Here is a 17,649-nt window from a genome sequence, read left to right on the forward strand (position 1 = left end):
ATTGATTATAAAAAAAGAAAAAATTTACGGTAGAAAATCAAAGTGACTGTCTGCTTTTGCTCAAGGCAGACAGTCATGTCCAGCAGTTTTCAGTCAGGATTAGCAGGGGGAGCTTTTCCAGGAATGAAAAAAACCGCTTCCTGGCTTCCTGACTCGAAGGCGACAACAGCTCTGACCTTATCGTTTTTCATCACTGTGTACCAACCGGAACCGCCAAACTGAGAATGGCTAAAGAGGGATCTGCATTCGGGGTCATCTGACGAAAACTTGTTACCGTAGCAGATAAGGGAAGGGTAAGGATTTGATGGAACGGCGTCAGCTAAGGGGTATGAACTAAGCATCCATCAAATACCAAATTGCATTTAACTTATGTTGAGTGAGAGCTCTGTTCATTAGAAATCAATTGTGTATATCATTGATTTAAATGATATTTTTCTCGGGGTGAGCTAAATGACTTCATGAACTAACAGGGTATTCATTTCCTATGAGCATGTTCTGGCAGCATACGCTTGTTCAGTGCATGGAACATTAGCTATGTTCGCCGTAGAATCACACACACCATGTTTAGGGGTTTTCTGATTGCCTTCTTGAAAAAATGTTTAGTTTCTGTAACATCTAGATGCACTAAGACTTATTCAGAATAACTAATTCTGAAAGCGGTAGCGTTGTCACTGCTGACTAGTTTTCCCGTTGAGTTTAAGCTCAACCCTGGTAGCAATCATTTCTAAAAAATGAAACTTTCATTGCATCCAAGTTATAACAATATTCTATGCAAACGGTGATAGGGCAATAAAACGCGACTATAATTATTAATAAACCAATCTAACAACACACAAAGAATCAAGCGAAATAGTATTGGTGAGGGGGGCTTCAAAAAAAAATTTAATCACCCTGGCGCTTCAGGTGTCAACGTTAAGGAATAAGTAAATAAAATTAGAATCATGTAATACGGAAAGCCATATGTTTAATAAAACATCCGCTATTTCTAATGAATATTATTAATATAAAATGAGCTTATCTTCTCTCAACTGGTATCATCAATAATTTTGATTATTCTATTGAAATTTTGAATAAAATTAAATTCTTGGTCAGTGGGAGTTAAAGCCGAAACCGAGGGATAAAACGGAGTTAGCAATGACGGATCAAAATAACTACCTGGCGTCGCTCAAGACCTGTAGACGGATCGCCAAAGAAGAGTACACGACTGTTCAGCGCCACTTCGAACAATGCGATGCCATTATCGATGGGTTGAGTAAAGAATTGCAACGCGTGATTGAACATGGTAGCCGAACGCTTTCCAAAGATAAGATGGTTGTTGATGGTCTTACCGACATGCTGCATAACCTTGAGAGGGATTATGGAAAGCTACTCTCGAAACGAAACGCCAATCTTGCAAAGCAGCTAAGAAGTCTTGATTGCTTTAACGTCATGCTTTTTGGTCGCACAATGGCGGGTAAAAGTACGGTTCGCGAGGCGATTACCCGAGGAGATGGTCGGACCATTGGTAAAGGAGCACAAAGAACAACACGCGACGTTCAAGAGTACGAATGGAACAACTTAAGGATAGTCGACACTCCTGGCTTCGGAGCCTATAACGGCCTGGAGGACACGCAGGTTGCCCACGAGCTCCTTGAACAGTCAGACGTCGTGCTGTTCATGCTGAATAGCGACAGTATTCAGGAATCAACTTTTGTTGAGCTCGAACATGTTCATAAGCTCAACAAACCCTTGATCTTCGTGTTGAACATGAAAAAAGATCTGGAGAATGAGGGAAATCGGCGACGGGCGCTGAATAATCCGGAAAAATATATTTTCAAAGAAGAAGATATTCAAGGGCATACTGAGCGCTTAAAAAAACTCGCTGGCCGTGTAGGCATCAATCCCGGCGCGGTTCGAATCATCCCCATTCATGCCCAAGCTGCCTTCCTGGCAACGACTATCACGGGTGAAGAAGGTACTCAATTGCATGAGCTGAGCCGAATCGATCACATTCTTAATGCGCTCATTGAAGAAGTCGAAGGCAATGGCCCGATCCGTAGAGTCCAGACGTTTCTAGATTCAAGCCTTCACCATATTGAGGAGCAGAGTTTACTGATTCTAAGACAAAGGGATCAACTTTCCATGCTTTTGCCACAGTATGAAAGCGGCCTCACACGTATTTCCCAATGGAAGATGAAGACGCTTCGCGATGCACCACGGTTCCTCTCAAGGGAGGTCGATCTGGCTTTTAAACCTCTCATTGACTCTGTGGCTGATTTTGTTGATGACAATATTGAGAGTGACAATGCGGCAGGCGCCTGGGATCGTCATTATAAAAGTTTAAATATTGTTAAAAATATTGAGAAATCGGTGCAGGATTTGGCTGAGCAGGTGATGGAGGAACTTCAGGATTTCAATCGTGAAATGAATGAGGGACTTGATATTACTCTGTCTTTTGAAGTTATCCACAATGGGAAGAACTTCAGCGAGTTCGACTTCAGGCGAATAAATGGCTGGGGTTCGGCGATAGCCGGGGCTATAAGTGCTATTGCATTCTTTAATGCCTGGAATCCTGTCGGTTGGGTGGCGGCTGGTATTGGTTTAGTATTCACCATATTCTCGTTATTCTCAGATAGTCGTGCTAAAAAACTTAAAGAGGCTAAGTCTAAACAGCGTCAGGTTTTGCTTGATGATATCGAGGGAAGTAAGAAAAAAATAAAGGCTAATCTAGTCGATTGGTTCGAAATGAATATCCATCGGGCCTGCATTATCCCGGCGGAAAACAACCTGTCTCTTCTTTGTCAAGCACTGAGTAAGTTTATAAGTGAAATGGATGTTGCCGACAGTCAACTCTGTACCTTGAAGCACGAGATTAACTTTAGGCTACTGAACAGAGTGGCTCATATCATCACTAAGCAACATTTTGTCCTGCCGAGGCCGATCAAGGTGGTGCGCATTCCTGGCTATGCATGTTATTTTCTTATTTCAGATTATTTCCGAAACACTGACCTTCTTATAGCTATGAGTAAATCCATGAGAGAAAAGATACTGGCAGTGTATAACACAAGCCTAGATAAAAAAATATCACATCTTTATAAAGGGCTCGTAGATAGGGTCGAACTGACCGGAGATAATAATGTTTCCGTATTCGTTCAGAAAAAAAATATAAGTAAAATTATTGGGAAAGACCACCGCCGCATAAAAATGGTGGCTGCGCTTTGTTCCTGTGAAATAGACCTCATCACTGTTTAAGGAAGAGTCATGACCGAAATTGGTTACAACACGCTCAAAGAAAAGGTGGAAAGCCTTTACCAACGTTCTCATGAGTTATGGTGCGCCGGTAACGTCAATGCATCGGAAGCAAATTTTGATATTAATTTAGCGCCGTTAAATCTTGTTTTTGCCGGACAGTATAGTGCTGGCAAGTCCTCTCTCATTAAAATGCTGACGGGTATCGAGAATATCAAAACTGGGTCCGGTGTTACTACAGATGCGGTTACTCAATATCAGCATAAGTCGTTAAACATCTGGGATACGCCTGGGATACTTGCGGGTGAATGCGAACAACATGATGCCAAAGCGCTTGAGGCGATATCGAAAGCAGATCTTCTGGTCTATGTCATTACCAATGAACTGTTTGATGATGTCGTTGGCGCGGCCTTCCGGGACCTGTGCTTTAAGCAAGGACGCGCCGGGGAGATAATGATCGTCATCAATAAGTTTGAAAGCGACTCGGCCGATAAAGAGACTAAGATTTCGGGTATCACGCAGGTGCTTGAGCCCAAAATTCCTGAGGACTTTCCCATCGTTTTTACTGACGCGCAGTCATTCTTCGACGCGTTGGATGAGGACGATGAGCAAGAGCGTCAAGAGCTGTTGGAGCTTTCCAACGCGGAAGGGCTCACCAAAGCCATTGATAGTTTTGTGGCGCAACGTGGTCTGTACGCCAGGCTGACAACGCCTCTCCAGCAGCTTCAAGTCAGGCTGGAATCAAAAATAGATGAGCTGACTATTTCTGACCCGCTGCAAAAAGGCTTGGTGAGCTTACTCACTCAAAACAAGCGCGTATTTATGGCTAACAGGCGTGATCTGATTAAAAAAGTCGGAGTGAATCTGGACACGCTGAATAGTCAGATCGTTGAGCAAGGCAACCAACTGGCCGATGCTTTAGGTGGAGAACAGGAAGCATTCGAAAAGATGCAGGACAGCGCGATTTACAAATGTGAGCGACTAATTAATTCGACTTTGGAAGCGCTGCGGGACACTGTAGACGAGTGTCTGTCAGATCTGGAGGCTGAGTTAGTCGAATTGGCGAATACCCCTGCCAGCGCGAAGATCAATGAAGCACTATTGACTGCAAAGAATTTCAACCCCGAAGCCGAACAAGGGAAAGTCGGCAGCGTCTCAAACGACGATCCCTTCAAGCTTAATAGTGCAATTAATCAGGGTATGGTGAAGTCTGCAGAGAAAGGGTTTTCCTTCCTGGCAAAAAGCGCTATAGGTGATGCCTCTAAAACGGGGCTGAAATCCATTTCTGGTAGCAGCCTGCACAGTGCTATTAAAGAAATTGGGGGCTTCTTTGGCTACAAGTTCAAAGCTTGGGAGGCGGTAAAAATAGCGGAAAAAATAGGGAAGGGCGCAAAATTTCTGGGTCCCGCCATGGCGATTTTTGGGGTGGGTATGCAGATTTATGATGACTATCAACAGTCTGAGCATGCAAAAAAGATTGTTCAAATTAAGCGGGACATTCGCAAAAACTTTAAAGAATACAGCGAAACCGTGCGTGAGAGTATGGATACTCAGCTCAAGAAGGTGCTTGAAATGGGCTTTGATCTGCCTATCACGAATATCGATGAGGCTCTGCATGAAATACGCTCACAGGTTGAAGGTAAATCCGATAGCGCTAATGCGCTGCGGGCACAACTGGATGAAATCAAAAATTTACGCGAAGAGATTCATGGTGCCTTTTAATATTTCAAGACATAATTATTTTGTATCTAGTGTTCTGCGCTAAATAGGTGTTCCAAAACTATACACTCTTGCCAGCCTGTTTTTACCCATTAAAAGATGGGCTGGCCTTTGTTGATTCTTAATTAGGATAATGTTTGGATTGTTGTCAACTTTAGAAGTTAATTTAGTAGGATGCTAAGATTAATCATTAAAGACCAATAGATAAACTTAATAAGGAAAGATATGACATTAGTCGCAGCTTGGGTTAGACATAATAATAATACCAAAGAACTGTATGTTTCTAGTGACTCACGCCTTAGTGGTGGTAGAGCGTGGGACATTGGTCCAAAAGTCTTAGACTTAGGCCGAGGAGATTCAGTTATAGCTTTTGCTGGAGATACAAACAATGCGTACCCTCTGATGTTGCAACTACAATCTGCAGTTCAAATGCATCCCAAAATGAGATCAAGAGCTTTCGATTTAACCATTCTTCGTGGGTATTTATTGTCTTTATTCAATGAGATGTGGAAGCAAATCACAGATCTTCCACGTGGGCAAAAATTACCCGATCCTGCCGAAGTGAAGTTCATATTAGCTGGGTATTCATGGAAAACTCAATCCTTCAAAATTTGGACTGTATATTTTGATAATAGAGAAAATGCATTCAAGTTTCGAAGTGCATCTACTCACAGAAAAAAAGGTGGTGGAAATAAATACTTTGCATTTATAGGAGATGATGCCAATCTGGCTAATGAAAGAGTTTATGCTCTTTTAAGAGAAAGGAACAGAATTGAAGATATCGGTATACATATGGAGCCATTTGAAGTTTTAAAAGAATTCATCTTTGATCGACAAAAACCATACATCGGGGGGGCACCTCAAATATTCAAAGTTTATAATCACTTAAATACGAAAGCCTTTAATGTTTACTGGCCTAACAAAGAGTCTAAAGAAATCACTTTTGGTGGTAGGGTATTGATGCATTTCGAAAGAAATGAATTGTTGGCTTTTGACCCAGATACTTTCGAAACTGAAAAAACAAATTGGCCTACTACCACGATAAACATTATTGAGTGAGTAATAGACTGGTCGATTGGGTAGATACGGGTTATCCCTGAATTGCTGTTGAACATGATGTGACGTCCATAATATTGTCCCTGATTTGAATAACCATTTGGCAGAGTAGATTGTATCCGACGCCGGTTATTGATCCCTACGCACGTAACTTAGTGGACTGATCGAAGAAACCCATTTTCTCTCGGGGCTGGCACTGAACTGGTATGTAAACGTGAAATTAGGCGCGGGAAAAAGTTCCATGATGATTTCCAGATAGTACCAACGATATCCTATCCGGGTGTACGTAATATTTCTGTACCACAACCTGTCTGACTTCGGCATAACGAACTGACACTTGAGCAAATTCGGCAGGCACGTATGTTTCTGACGGGTATGGTGGAGTGTTGTTTGATTCCGGGGAACATGAATGGCCTGCTAAACAGCTAAAACAATTTATTTGCACGATAACTGTATGGAGCGAGTATGCCTAACCTCACCGAATTGTTTCTTGATAGCGATAAACACTATATTTATATACTTCCCATAGTCGGACTAACCATCCCGGAGAGGTACAGTTTTGGTGATGTTTCTATACATCCAGCAAATACATTAGAATTCAATGATTTATTTAAAAATACATTTGATATATTCGAGGAAAGATCCAAAAAGAAGCGTGATTATTTATCCGCCATTCTATCCAGTACAACAATTGTTGTCCGTGATGACGCGTATGCCGAATTAATTTATAACGAAGGGTCTAACGCTGAAATATTGCGTAAAGCTATTAAAAAAGCCAGGCCTGTAGTGGATTTCATTCGTCTGAATTACGGTTCTATACTTGATAAAAGACTCATGACAGGAAGAGTAGGTCAACTTGAGAGTGGGAACACCGTAGCGCTAGTCACCAATCGGTTCGGTGGGTTTCCCAGAATTGCTTCAGCGGATATTTACGGTAATGTATTGCATGTTGTTCATGGGATTGAGCTTTTGTCTACTTCTGTTTTTGATCGATTTCCGATCTATAAACTAGATATTAATGAAACAGGGAATATAGCATTGCATGCGATGCATTTATATTCTGCTGCGCTGGAAGGTTCTGGTTCGACGGAAAAGTTTGTTGAATTCATGCGCATTTTTGAATTTATTGCTTTTCCAGATAGTTATGAAAAATTTCAAAAAGTTAGAGCGAAAATAACTCAGCACTTAGCCCGCAATAGTTACGATGAATCTAGACTGGAAACGGAGTTTCGTTCTTATACTGGAGGGACAGCAAACGATGGATTACGAACTAAAATCATACATATGGGTGTGCAATTAGATGATTTGCTCAATGTAGGGGATATTGACTCCTTATTGAGCAGATTGCAACTTTATACCACGTGCTGTATTAATGATTTGTTGCGATTTTATAATATGCCTTGGCAAGCTGTAGAGACGTTTAGGGACAATAACATGCAGGTGGCCAGAGCCAATAAAAATAATGCCCCCCTCTATTTGCCACCTCGTTCAGTCGTTTTTATTGACTTCGATTTTTTGGTAAAGGAATTCGAGGATACCTACCGTTTTTATGAGAATCTGTACCCAGATAAAACGTTGAGAAAACCTGGAATTGAGGAATTCATTTTGTCTTGCTATGCCAATTTACGTATTGATAATCCGGAAACATTACACGAGTTTATTATTTACACAGCAAATAATATTGCGAGGGTGACACCAGATGCCGAGCTGATTTTTGACATAGACACAAGACGTTTTATGGGAACAATAAAGGTGTTCACCAACACGCAAGATATGCATGATGAAATAAATGCTGATGCACAGCAAATCTTTACGTATGCCAGTGAAAGTGGACCAGCAAAAATCCAGATTGGTTTTGTGATGAACGACGACGTACCTGATCAGCAACTTTCAGAGCTTATTATGTCAGGAAGACGTACAGTTAACTTCATAAAAAATCATGATCATAGCCACAAATTGCTGCCCAATTTCGTTTCGGTTTCGCAAGTCTTAGGAATACTAATTGGGGTGCCAGCAAGAGAATTATGAGGAACATGGCATTGTGTGGCCATCATTACCAGAACGCTTAAAGAAAAAAACTGGATGGGGTATGAAGAAAAAACACCTACTTCTTTTTTCGCTGATTTTTAGTGCACCGAAACATGTTTCTGAAGCCACTGTAGGGCAGTCTTTGTTAGAATAGCTGGAACAGCTGGATCGATTTAAAACCCTAACGGATGCCCAGCACCAGCCACTGCTCTCTGCCGGGCAAATATACCGAAGGCGTTGTCGTGGCGAGCAATATAGAAGCGCTATTCTGCATGGTGCCACCCAGCTTATTTCTTGCGTTGGGAATGACGGAAAAACACAAAAAGGCAGAACGCGCGCAGATGATGAGCGAGCGGGGGATAAGCGAGCTGGATGCGGCCATTCTGGTGGTGCGGGGGATCGATAATCTTAAAGGTCTGGCATAAAACCGTCTAAAAAGTGGTGTTATCATCCTGCCTATCAAACCCGTTCCGCGAAGGCACACGAGGAAATGACCAAACCAGCAGCTTGTTGCAACCGATCCGAGCCAGCCGCAACTGGATTCATTAGCAGCAGGCGTCGGATGGCGCTGGCAGAGTCTGCACCATCTTTCACCTGGACCATTCCGGGGTTTTCGGAGTTATGAAGATTTTGATCTAACTCGACGCATTGTAATGTTCTATGGTCTGAATCGCCACGGATAATCTAGACACTTCCTTCTTTATCCAGGCATAAAGACTGTGGGTAGTGATATCGAGACGTGTTGCGACACTGGAAACAGAATGTCCACGCTCAACAACCTGTTTGACTGCTTCAATTTTAAACTCTTCAGGATAACGCTTACTGCTCATGTGCACCTCTCTTTAAGCCATTTTAAATGACTCCGAGGTGTCTGTTAAACCTGTGGCGATTCAACCTACGCTATCGGAAACAGCTATCAGCTCATCGACTTCTTTAGAAATGCTATCCAATACGTCTTGGTGGTCGCCATCGAGGAAAGGGCGGTAATACAAGCAACCATAACAGCAACGAACTTCACAGAAAGGGCATTCGTCATCGGTTCTTGCACAGCCGCCAATCTCATAGTGTAATCGATCACCAACCATGCCAACCACACGTCGACCTTGCCATTCCTCTGACCTGACCAACTTGCCTGTCAGCATCATAGCTACCATGTTTTGCCACACAGGGTTAAAACCGAGAGCTTTAGCGCGGATCAATGCCAAGGCAGGCGTCGCCAAAATGTAATGTTTTGCCACAACCAGAGATGAATGACCGAGAATATGAGCAATCTCCTCCGCACTGGCACCTTGCATAGCCAATGAGTGACCAACGTTATGGCGGAGATCAGTTGGTGTGATTGATGGCAGGGCGGCTTCTCCACAAGCAACAGCGGTTTGATAATCTGAGGGACTGAAGTTTAGAACTGTTTGGCTAATAGCTTGAGAGACAAAAGCTGGGGCAGACCCCCCCATTTCAAGCAATTTATCATCAGGTAATAACTGAACTCTGTCCACATAATGCTTGATTAACGAACCAATTTCAGACGGGATAGCCAGCAGTAAACGCTCGGTTGTAAGACGTCTTTGTTTTACGTAGGGTAACAGAATACTGTATCTAATTAATTCTGTATCAGTATTACAGGTATCAATACGAAAGTCTTTAACAGCTAGCTTTGCCAACTGTACAGGACGCGCTCCTGTAACATAACTTAATCCGAGTACTACAGCATGTTTGAGCTCTCTAATGGCATAACATTTACCTCTGGCCAATGCCGTTGCCATTTCAAATAAGCCTTTACCTATCAGTGAACCATGAAGTAAAAGACCTATGGAGTTTATTTAACATAATATACATTATGCGCACTGGCGTTGAGTAAGGTAGAATCTGATGCTTTATGGTAATCCTTGTGCTGCTCGATAATGATGGCCAAACCTCTTTTCAAATGCCGTTACCAGCGCTAACCATTTTCGACCTGCGCCACATCACTCACTGAACATCAAAATTGATAACTGTAGTTCACGCAGGCAAACCACAGACATGCCAATCTGTCTTCCTGGCATATTTCTGCCCTTATCCTTCATTATCATATAATCTTCTAAATGAAATGGCTCACCGGCAAGGACTTATGCGGTCCTTTCTGCCTTTTTCTCTCATACTGGAGATTCATTCATGGCTGACTGGAACCCTTCGCTTTATCTGCAATATGAAACTGAACGTTCAAGACCCGCAGCGGAATTACTCAACAGAGTGGCGTTAGAGAGTATTCGTTCAGTTGTTGATCTTGGCTGTGGTCCGGGAAACAGCACGGCATTACTGCATCAGCGCTGGCCTTCGGCTGTAATAACCGGGGTTGATTCCTCACCCGCCATGCTGAATGAAGCGCGCAACGCATTACCGCAATGCCATTTTATTGAAGCGGATATCAGTCAGTTCCAGCCCGAGCATCCTGTGGATCTGCTTTACGCAAATGCGTCTTTACAATGGGTACCCGATCACTATGAACTATTGCCGAACCTGGTATCGCTGCTGGGTCGCAACGGCGTTCTGGCCGTACAAATGCCGGATAACTGGCTGGAACCCACGCATGTTCTGATGCGCGAAGTGGCTTATGAACAGGGTTTCCCGGACCGGGGCCGTGCGCCACTGCCTGGCGTGCATGCCTACTATGATATTTTGACCGAAACTGGCTGTGAGGTGGATATCTGGCGCACCACGTATTATCACATTATGGATTCTCATCAAGCAATTATCGACTGGGTAAGTTCTACAGGCCTGCGCCCCTGGTTACAGGATTTGAGAGAAAGCCAGCAACGTCAGTATCTGGCGCGCTACCACGAACTACTTCAGGAGCAATATCCACTGCAGGAAAATGGCAAAATTTTACTGGCATTTCCCCGATTGTTTATTGTTGCGCAACGCAATAATTAAGCATTTATCATCAGATAGATCACAGGAATAGAGGATCGCCTATGAGCGCCCTCGCCTTTTTAACATAAGGATCTAGTGACAATGCGAGGCATCTGCTAGTGTCTTGCCACGTGTTTCCGACGGGAGTTGTTATGTCTAAAGTCTACATTGGTGGGTGTCTTTGTGGTTCGATCCGCTTCACGGCCAGCAGTCCTAATAATTCCCATACCTGTTCCTGCGATATATGCCGGAAACATACGGGCGCACCGACCGTCGTCTGGATTGAGTTTGATGCAGAAAATATAGAATGGACGGGAAAAGCCGGCAAACCGACAACCTGGCGCTCATCAGAAACGAGTTGTCGAGCCTTTTGCCCTCAGTGCGGCAGTTCCGTGGGCGCTATTGATGATGCCCCGGTAATTGCACTTTTAGCCGGGGCTTTTGATGACCCTAACGATGAAGACCTGGCACCAGAGTTTCATTCGTTTTCCGATATGCAGCCAGCCTGGTGGCAAAACGAACGTAACTAAGTTAGTTGGTAATGCTTATCAGGCATGTGTTTTGCTGGCACATTTGTTTCATCGTTCATCTGCAGCAAATCGATTTCGATCGCATTGCAAATCGCATCCAGCGGCAGGTCATTGTTCTCTGTGCCAAACGGATCTTCAAGCTCTTCTGCAAGCGTGTCGAGCGAGATAAAAGTATAGGAAATAAGCACCGAGATAAACGGTGTCATGTAGTGCAGATCCACCACTAACGCGAATGGCAGCATGATACAAAACAGGTATACCGTGCGATGAAGGATCAAAGTATAAGCAAACGGGACCGGGGTATTCGCAATCCGCTCACAACCAGCCAGTACCGCAGACATATCGTTTAACCTATTGTTTAAACTATGAAATAATATGTCTGACAGTTGACCATTACGCCTGCGCACGGCCAACCACTCTCCCATCAACAACAAAATGCGGTTTGCTGGAGATTGTGAGGCAAATACCGTCTGCAGATCTTTCTCGCTGAGGTACTTCGCCAACGGCTCTGCCTGTGGCTTTCGACGTAAAGTCATGCGTAAACAGTGGGCAAACGCGATTTGCAGACGAACAAACTGCCCTAATTCGGCGTCGTCCGGTAAGGTGGTTTTTACCTCACGCAGTAGCGATCGGGAAGCAATCATCAACTGCCCCCACAGGTGTCGGGCCTCAACGTAACGTGAATAACAGGCGTTATTGCGAAAACCTAAAAAGATAGCAATCGCCACGCCGAGAATGCTGAATGGCGCCAGGGTGAATTTGATTCCCAGCATCGTATACCACGGAAGCATGATAATAACGGCGATGGAGAGCAGGAAGTTCAGCAGCAGTCGTGAAAAGATTTTGGATAATACCGACCCATGCCAGACGAATATCAGGCGTAGCCAGTGTTGTTGGGGGCGAACGATCATGGTTTTCTTCGGGAAAATGTGAAATCCATCACATTAGACGCGATCATGATCAATGTTGCAAGTTAATCGCAACATTAACTAAACAACTTTTGCTCTGCCAGAACCACCGCGCACCGGAGTTACAGAACGGTGAAGTCATTAATAAATAATAGTATGTTGTAACTAAAGAATGTTCTATAAAAAACCCGGCCTGAGCCGGGTTGTCTTCTTAGCACAATGGCTTAACGGCTTCACGCATGCCTTTGGCCAGAATGGTATCCAGATCGGCTGAAACCTGCTCCACGAGTCCGGAAACCTGAGTCAGGTCCTGTTCCCAGTGTTCTTTAACGCCCAGTACCGATTTGACTAACTCTTCGGTGCTTATCTGGCGGTCATGATGCTGGGACCACAGCTGTTGAAAACGTGCCACCCAGTGCGCATCATCCTGGACCGGATAAGCTTCACCGTTACGCTCTCCACGATAGAAAGCAATCAGCGCGGCAAGCGCAAACGTCAGGCGCGCCGGCAGTTTACCGCTGGCCTGTTGCCCTGCCAGCAACTGCGGCAAAATACGGGTACGGAATTTAGTCATGCCGTTCAGGGCAATCGACAGCAACTGATGCTTGATGTACGGATTGCAGAATCGACCGGTCACCGCGCTGGCGAAAGACGCCAGCTCATCGCGGGGTAAATCCAGTACTGGAATGATCTCTTCATAAATTGCTTTTTCAACGAAGGCGCAAATCTCTGCGTCATTCATCGCCTCCCCCACGGTGTCCAGCCCTGCCTGCCAGGCAACGGGAACCAGTGCGGTGTGTGCGCCGTTGAGAATCGCCACTTTCCGTTCTTTGTACGGTTTGATGTCATCAACAATCAGGACATTGAGCGGATACTTATCCAGACGCAGTTCTGCAGCTAATGACTTCGGTCCCTGAATAACGAACAGATAGAAGTGTTCTGCAGTGTCGAGGAAGGCATCGTGATAGCCCAACTCAGCTTCCAGTTTCTCCACTTCGTCACGCGGATAACCGGTAACAATGCGGTCCACCAGCGTGGAGCAAAATGCGTTGGCCTGATCCAGCCACTGAATAAATGCCTCCGGCAGCGCCCACTCCTGAGCGTAGCGCAGTACCAGTTCACGCAGCGCATCACCATTGTAATCAATCAGTTCGCAAGGAATGATAATCCAGCCTTTATCCGACGCGCCATTAAAATGGCTGAAGCGTTCGAACAACAGTCGGGTCAGTTTAGCCGGATAACTCACCGCCGGTGCATCCTCAAACTTATCGCCCGCGTGGTAGCTGATGCCCGCTTCAGTCGTGTTGGAGAACACAAAACGCATATCTGGATTATGCGCCAGCTTCAGGAACTCATCGTATTCGCTATAGACGCTGATTTCGCGGTTAACCGAACGGATCAAACGGGCATCGCTTACGGCCTCGCCCTTCTCATTCAAACCACGAATGATGGTGGTATAGAGACCATCCTGCGTACTCAGCGATGGCGGGAAGGTACTTTCGATGGGACGAACAATGACTACACCAGCGTTCAGATCGGTATGTTCGTTCAGCAAATCGACTTGCCAGTCAACAAAGGCGCGCAGGAAGTTTCCTTCACCAAACTGAATAATGCGTTCAGGATACTGAGCACCGGGGAAATCGCGACGATTTAGTGTTTGCACAATGGGTTCCCTTTTTAATTAGTCATACAACCTGATTGAATTGGTCCAATAGGTTAGCAAACTTTAATACATTGAAACCCTGTTTTGATCAATCCCCGGCGACAAATTAGAGAGTTTTGTAGAAAAGTGTGGTCCCGGTCAGCTTCCCGTCAGGCATTTTTGCATAGTCCGGTATCACCCCTACTTGTTGCCATCCACAATTGTGGTAGAACAACTCAGCGCTGCTGCCCGTCGCTGTATCAAGCACCAGCAGCGTTTTCCCTTGCTGACGCGCGCAGTTTTCGAGTTCGTTCATCAACGTCCGGGCAACACCACCGCGCCGCGCTGAGGGGTGAACCAGCAGCTTGGCGACATCAGCACGATGAGGTTGGTTTTCGGGTTGATCGATAATGAGCTGGACGGTACCGACAAGCACCCCCTGTGCGTTCTGTGTACCCAGAACAATCCTTTCTCCACGGTCAACGCTTTGCGCGACACTTATCCAGAAAGGCCGTGATTTATCGCCACTAAAAGGGAGCATAAAGCTGACAGAGGCGCCATCATTGACGCATGTTTCAAGGATGTCGCTGAATTCATCGATTCTCGACAGAATCTGGGCCGCGCTCAGCACAAAGCAGGGTTTACAGGAAGCCATTTTTTTCTCCTTAGAATGACCCCTTCATACTGCTTTTAACAATTGCACAACACAAGGAGTCATATCATAGGATTATGTTATCTATGGCTTGTTCATCTGGATCACTAGCCAGTGATAGATAACCGTGACAACGTAACGCTGCTGTTCATCGTTTAACGCCACACCCTGAGGGATATCATGCCATTTCGCCAGACATCCCCGACAACAGGTCGCCGTAGCATGTTGAGCGATAAATACCGGATGCCCGCGCATGGGCGTCTGCTTACCGTCATTGGCAGGAAACGCAGGCGCCAGCCGTTTGGCAATAAAATCCGTGGCGTGTTGTTCGATAACCGGCGCGCCTTTATCCAGACAATACTGCCTTTCTTTCTGGCCAAGGCGAAACCGCGAGCGAAACGTTGATTTCGCCAGCCGGGCAAAAAGAGGATCGAGCGTGTTCATCAGTAAACCGAGCGCCCCAGTTGTTGCGTTAGTTGCTCCAGCACGGCGATACCCGCCAGCGAATTTCCCGCCGCATCCAGTTCCGGACTCCAGACGGCAATCGCCATCTCGTGAGGCACGATAGCCACGATACCGCCCCCCACACCAGATTTCGCCGGTAAGCCCACTCGCCAGGCAAATTCCCCTGCGTTCTGATACATGCCACTGGTCGCCATCAGCGCGTTGATCTGTCGGGCCTGCATGGGCGTCACCACGGGCTCAGCAAGATGAAAAGCATGTCCCTGATTTGCCAAAAAGACGAACGTGCGCGCCAGCTCCACACAGCTCATTTTCAGTGCGCAGTAGTGAAAGTAATTTTGCAAAACGGTGGTCACGTCATGGTGAAAATTGCCAAAGGACTTCATTAGCCAGGCAATAGCCGCGTTACGCGCCGAGTGCTCAAACTCAGAACGCGCCACCGTCGCATCATAGGCGATATCCGAAACGCCGCTTAGCGCCCGTACCACTTCCAGCATCCGTTGACGCGGTGCGCTCAGACGTCCTTGCAGCATATCGCAAACCACCAGCGCCCCGGCGTTGATAAAGGGATTGCGTGGGATCCCTTGCTCCATTTCCAGCTGCACCAGGGAATTAAAAGGATGCCCGGAAGGATCCTTGCCAACGCGTTGCCAAATCTCATCTTCCTGATAGTGACGCATCGCCACGACCAGACTGAGTACCTTTGAAATTGACTGAATAGAAAAGCGCTCTTGCGCATCCCCCGCCTGATAGTGCTGTCCATCAACGGTGCAAATAGCAATACCCAGTTTTGAACCGTCGACAGAAGCTAAGGCAGGAATGTAATCAGCGACTTTACCCTGACCAATCAGCGGACGAACCTGCTGCACAATGGTCTCTAAAATTGAATTGTCCATGGCCCTGGCCACAACATGCTCCTTGCTCGCAGGTATGAAAGGCCTGCGAGTATAACAGAGCTGAATACGCAGCGTCAGGCCGGAAGGCGGAATCTGGCCACGGTCTGCATGAGCGGGTGAGATTCATGCCGTAGACAGAAACATTGCAGAATTAAGGCCGGTGCCCCGTCGGAGGCACCCACACCATCAGAGGCGGTTTTTCCAGACGGTCTGTACATTACAAAACTCATGCAGACCAAAGTGTGAAAGCTCGCGGCCAAAACCACTTTTCTTCACGCCGCCAAAAGCAACGCGGGCATCGCTGGCGCTGTAACCATTGATAAATACGCCCCCACACTCCAGGCGTGACGCCATCTTCTGCGCCAGAGCTTCATCCGCAGTGAACACCGTGGCTGATAAGCCGAAATCACTGTCATTAGCCAGCGCTAAGGCATGTTCCGCATTCTTTGCAACGGTAATCGCTGCAACCGGGCCAAACAGCTCCTGACGAAAAGCCGTCATCTCCGGGGTGACATCACCCAGAACCGTCACGGCATAGTAATTGCCCTGACCCGCGATTTTTTCCCCGCCGAGAAGTAACCGCGCGCCTTCGGCAAGGGAGGCTTCGACCTGCTGATGCAGCTCATCGCGCAGATCAAATCTTGCCATCGGACCCAGATCGTTTTCTTCGTTCAGCGGGTCGCCCATTTTGAGCGCGCTCGCGGCCGCCACAAAACGAGCCGTAAATTCTGCAGCAATTCCTTCTTCGATAATAAAGCGCTTTGCTGCCGCACAAACCTGTCCGGTGTTCTGATAACGACCGGCGACCGCCGCCTTAACGGCCAGATCGAGGTCAGCATCATTAAGGACAATAAACGGATCGGAACCCCCCAGTTCAAGCACGCATTTTTTCAGCGCCGCACCCGCCTGAGCACCAATCGCCGCACCGGCTCGCACGCTGCCCGTCACCGTTACCGCCGCAATACGCGGGTCATTGATCATCTGACTTACCCCGGCGTTATCGGCATTCACCCAACCATAAACACCCGCGGGAACGCCCGCATCAGCAAAAACCTGCGCGATAATCGCAGCACAGCCGGTTACGTTTGGCGCATGCTTTAACAGATAGCCATTTCCGGCCAGCAGAATTGGAATGGCGCCGCGAAGTACCTGCCAGAGCGGGAAGTTCCACGGCATGATCGCCAGAATAGTTCCAACGGGGCGATACTCAATCACCGCCTGGTTGTTCTCCACCAGCGTAGGTTCCGGGTTGAGCATCGCCGGTCCATGTTCGGCGTACCAGTCACACAATGCGGCTGATTTGGCAACTTCACCACGCGCCTGCTTGATGGGTTTCCCCATTTCACGTGAGATACACTGCGCCATCTCTTCGGCGCGATGACGCAGAGCCTGCCCGATATGACGCAGCGTTTGCGCACGCTGCTCAACGGCAGTGTGTTTCCATTCACTGTAGCCATTCGCGGCAAGGCTCAGCGCATGTGCAATCTCTTCAGTACTGGCCCACGGCATTGCCGCCAACCTTTCACCGTTGGTAGGGTTAACGGAAATCGCATGTGTTGCTGCTGTGATAGTCATAAGTGCCTCTCTTTATCGCAGGGTATGGTCATATCATGCGCATATTTACTCTTTCTGAAAAATG

Annotated in this window: 12 protein-coding genes and 4 pseudogenes; 7 read left to right on the plus strand and 9 right to left on the minus strand. The window is 46.5% G+C overall.

The features are described from left to right. Nucleotides 1–101: 101 nt before the first annotated feature. Nucleotides 102–236: pseudogene (locus OGV52_RS23535) on the minus strand (alpha/beta hydrolase); the annotation flags it as partial. 898 nt (nucleotides 237–1,134) lie between these two features. On the opposite strand from OGV52_RS23535, the gene OGV52_RS08420 reads away from it, so the two are divergent. From OGV52_RS08420 to OGV52_RS08440, 5 genes and pseudogenes are all read left to right on the plus strand, one after another. Continuing rightward, entirely contained in the window at nucleotides 1,135–3,231 is a 2,097-nt protein-coding gene (locus OGV52_RS08420; protein WP_287108358.1) for a GTPase, read from the plus strand. A 9-nt stretch (nucleotides 3,232–3,240) separates the two neighbouring features. Next, nucleotides 3,241–4,950: a GTPase domain-containing protein gene (locus tag OGV52_RS08425; protein ID WP_286808950.1), complete on the plus strand. Its 1,710-nt coding sequence runs from the start codon at nucleotides 3,241–3,243 to the stop codon at nucleotides 4,948–4,950. 222 nt (nucleotides 4,951–5,172) lie between these two features. Continuing rightward, entirely contained in the window at nucleotides 5,173–6,006 is an 834-nt protein-coding gene (locus tag OGV52_RS08430) for a hypothetical protein (protein ID WP_142900985.1), read from the plus strand. 462 nt (nucleotides 6,007–6,468) lie between these two features. Next, nucleotides 6,469–8,031: a hypothetical protein gene (locus OGV52_RS08435; RefSeq protein ID WP_287108359.1), complete on the plus strand. Its 1,563-nt coding sequence runs from the start codon at nucleotides 6,469–6,471 to the stop codon at nucleotides 8,029–8,031. A gap of 154 nt (nucleotides 8,032–8,185) precedes the next feature. Continuing rightward, nucleotides 8,186–8,456 (plus strand): annotated as a pseudogene (locus OGV52_RS08440) (conjugative transfer ATPase); the annotation flags it as partial. A 270-nt stretch (nucleotides 8,457–8,726) separates the two neighbouring features. Here OGV52_RS08440 and OGV52_RS08445 read toward each other — a convergent pair. Both OGV52_RS08445 and OGV52_RS08450 read right to left on the minus strand, forming a co-directional pair. After that, a pseudogene (locus tag OGV52_RS08445) lies at nucleotides 8,727–8,861 on the minus strand (transposase); the annotation flags it as partial. A gap of 63 nt (nucleotides 8,862–8,924) precedes the next feature. Next, a pseudogene (locus OGV52_RS08450) lies at nucleotides 8,925–9,821 on the minus strand (site-specific integrase); the annotation flags it as partial. Between the two features lie 361 nt (nucleotides 9,822–10,182). Between OGV52_RS08450 and tam the strand changes: the two are divergent. Together tam and OGV52_RS08460 are read left to right on the plus strand one after the other, a co-directional pair. Continuing rightward, nucleotides 10,183–10,941: a trans-aconitate 2-methyltransferase gene (gene tam, locus OGV52_RS08455; protein WP_103766294.1), complete on the plus strand. Its 759-nt coding sequence runs from the start codon at nucleotides 10,183–10,185 to the stop codon at nucleotides 10,939–10,941. A 131-nt stretch (nucleotides 10,942–11,072) separates the two neighbouring features. Beyond that, nucleotides 11,073–11,450: a GFA family protein gene (locus OGV52_RS08460; RefSeq protein ID WP_287108362.1), complete on the plus strand. Its 378-nt coding sequence runs from the start codon at nucleotides 11,073–11,075 to the stop codon at nucleotides 11,448–11,450. On the opposite strand, the gene OGV52_RS08465 is transcribed toward OGV52_RS08460, so the two are convergent. From OGV52_RS08465 to sad, 6 genes are all read right to left on the minus strand, one after another. Further along, complete coding sequence (locus tag OGV52_RS08465) at nucleotides 11,447–12,361, minus strand: bestrophin family protein (protein WP_016153081.1); 915 nt, start codon at nucleotides 12,359–12,361, stop codon at nucleotides 11,447–11,449. The two genes, OGV52_RS08460 and OGV52_RS08465, sit on opposite strands and share 4 nt — an antisense overlap. 208 nt (nucleotides 12,362–12,569) lie before the next feature. Then, a complete protein-coding gene (locus tag OGV52_RS08470) occupies nucleotides 12,570–14,021 on the minus strand; it encodes a tagaturonate reductase (RefSeq protein ID WP_016156489.1) in 1,452 nt (483 codons plus the stop codon). Nucleotides 14,022–14,127: 106 nt separating this feature from the next. Next, nucleotides 14,128–14,655, minus strand: a complete 528-nt coding sequence (locus OGV52_RS08475; RefSeq protein ID WP_287108364.1) for a GNAT family N-acetyltransferase — start codon at nucleotides 14,653–14,655, stop codon at nucleotides 14,128–14,130. Between the two features lie 81 nt (nucleotides 14,656–14,736). After that, nucleotides 14,737–15,096 carry a DUF4186 domain-containing protein gene (locus OGV52_RS08480; protein ID WP_016153078.1) on the minus strand — a complete coding sequence of 120 codons (360 nt, stop codon included), beginning with the start codon at nucleotides 15,094–15,096 and terminating at the stop codon, nucleotides 14,737–14,739. Continuing rightward, the gene (gene glsB, locus OGV52_RS08485; RefSeq protein ID WP_016153077.1) at nucleotides 15,096–16,022 is read right to left on the minus strand and encodes a glutaminase B; all 927 of its coding nucleotides are present in this window, start codon (nucleotides 16,020–16,022) and stop codon (nucleotides 15,096–15,098) included. Before glsB ends, OGV52_RS08480 begins: the two co-directional genes overlap by 1 nt. 174 nt (nucleotides 16,023–16,196) lie before the next feature. After that, nucleotides 16,197–17,585 carry a succinate-semialdehyde dehydrogenase gene (sad, locus tag OGV52_RS08490; protein WP_131405913.1) on the minus strand — a complete coding sequence of 463 codons (1,389 nt, stop codon included), beginning with the start codon at nucleotides 17,583–17,585 and terminating at the stop codon, nucleotides 16,197–16,199. Between the last annotated feature and the right edge of the window lie 64 nt (nucleotides 17,586–17,649).

It is taken from the genome of Citrobacter sp. Cb041, assembly GCF_030336655.1.
Classification (GTDB): Bacteria; Pseudomonadota; Gammaproteobacteria; order Enterobacterales; family Enterobacteriaceae; genus Citrobacter; species Citrobacter braakii.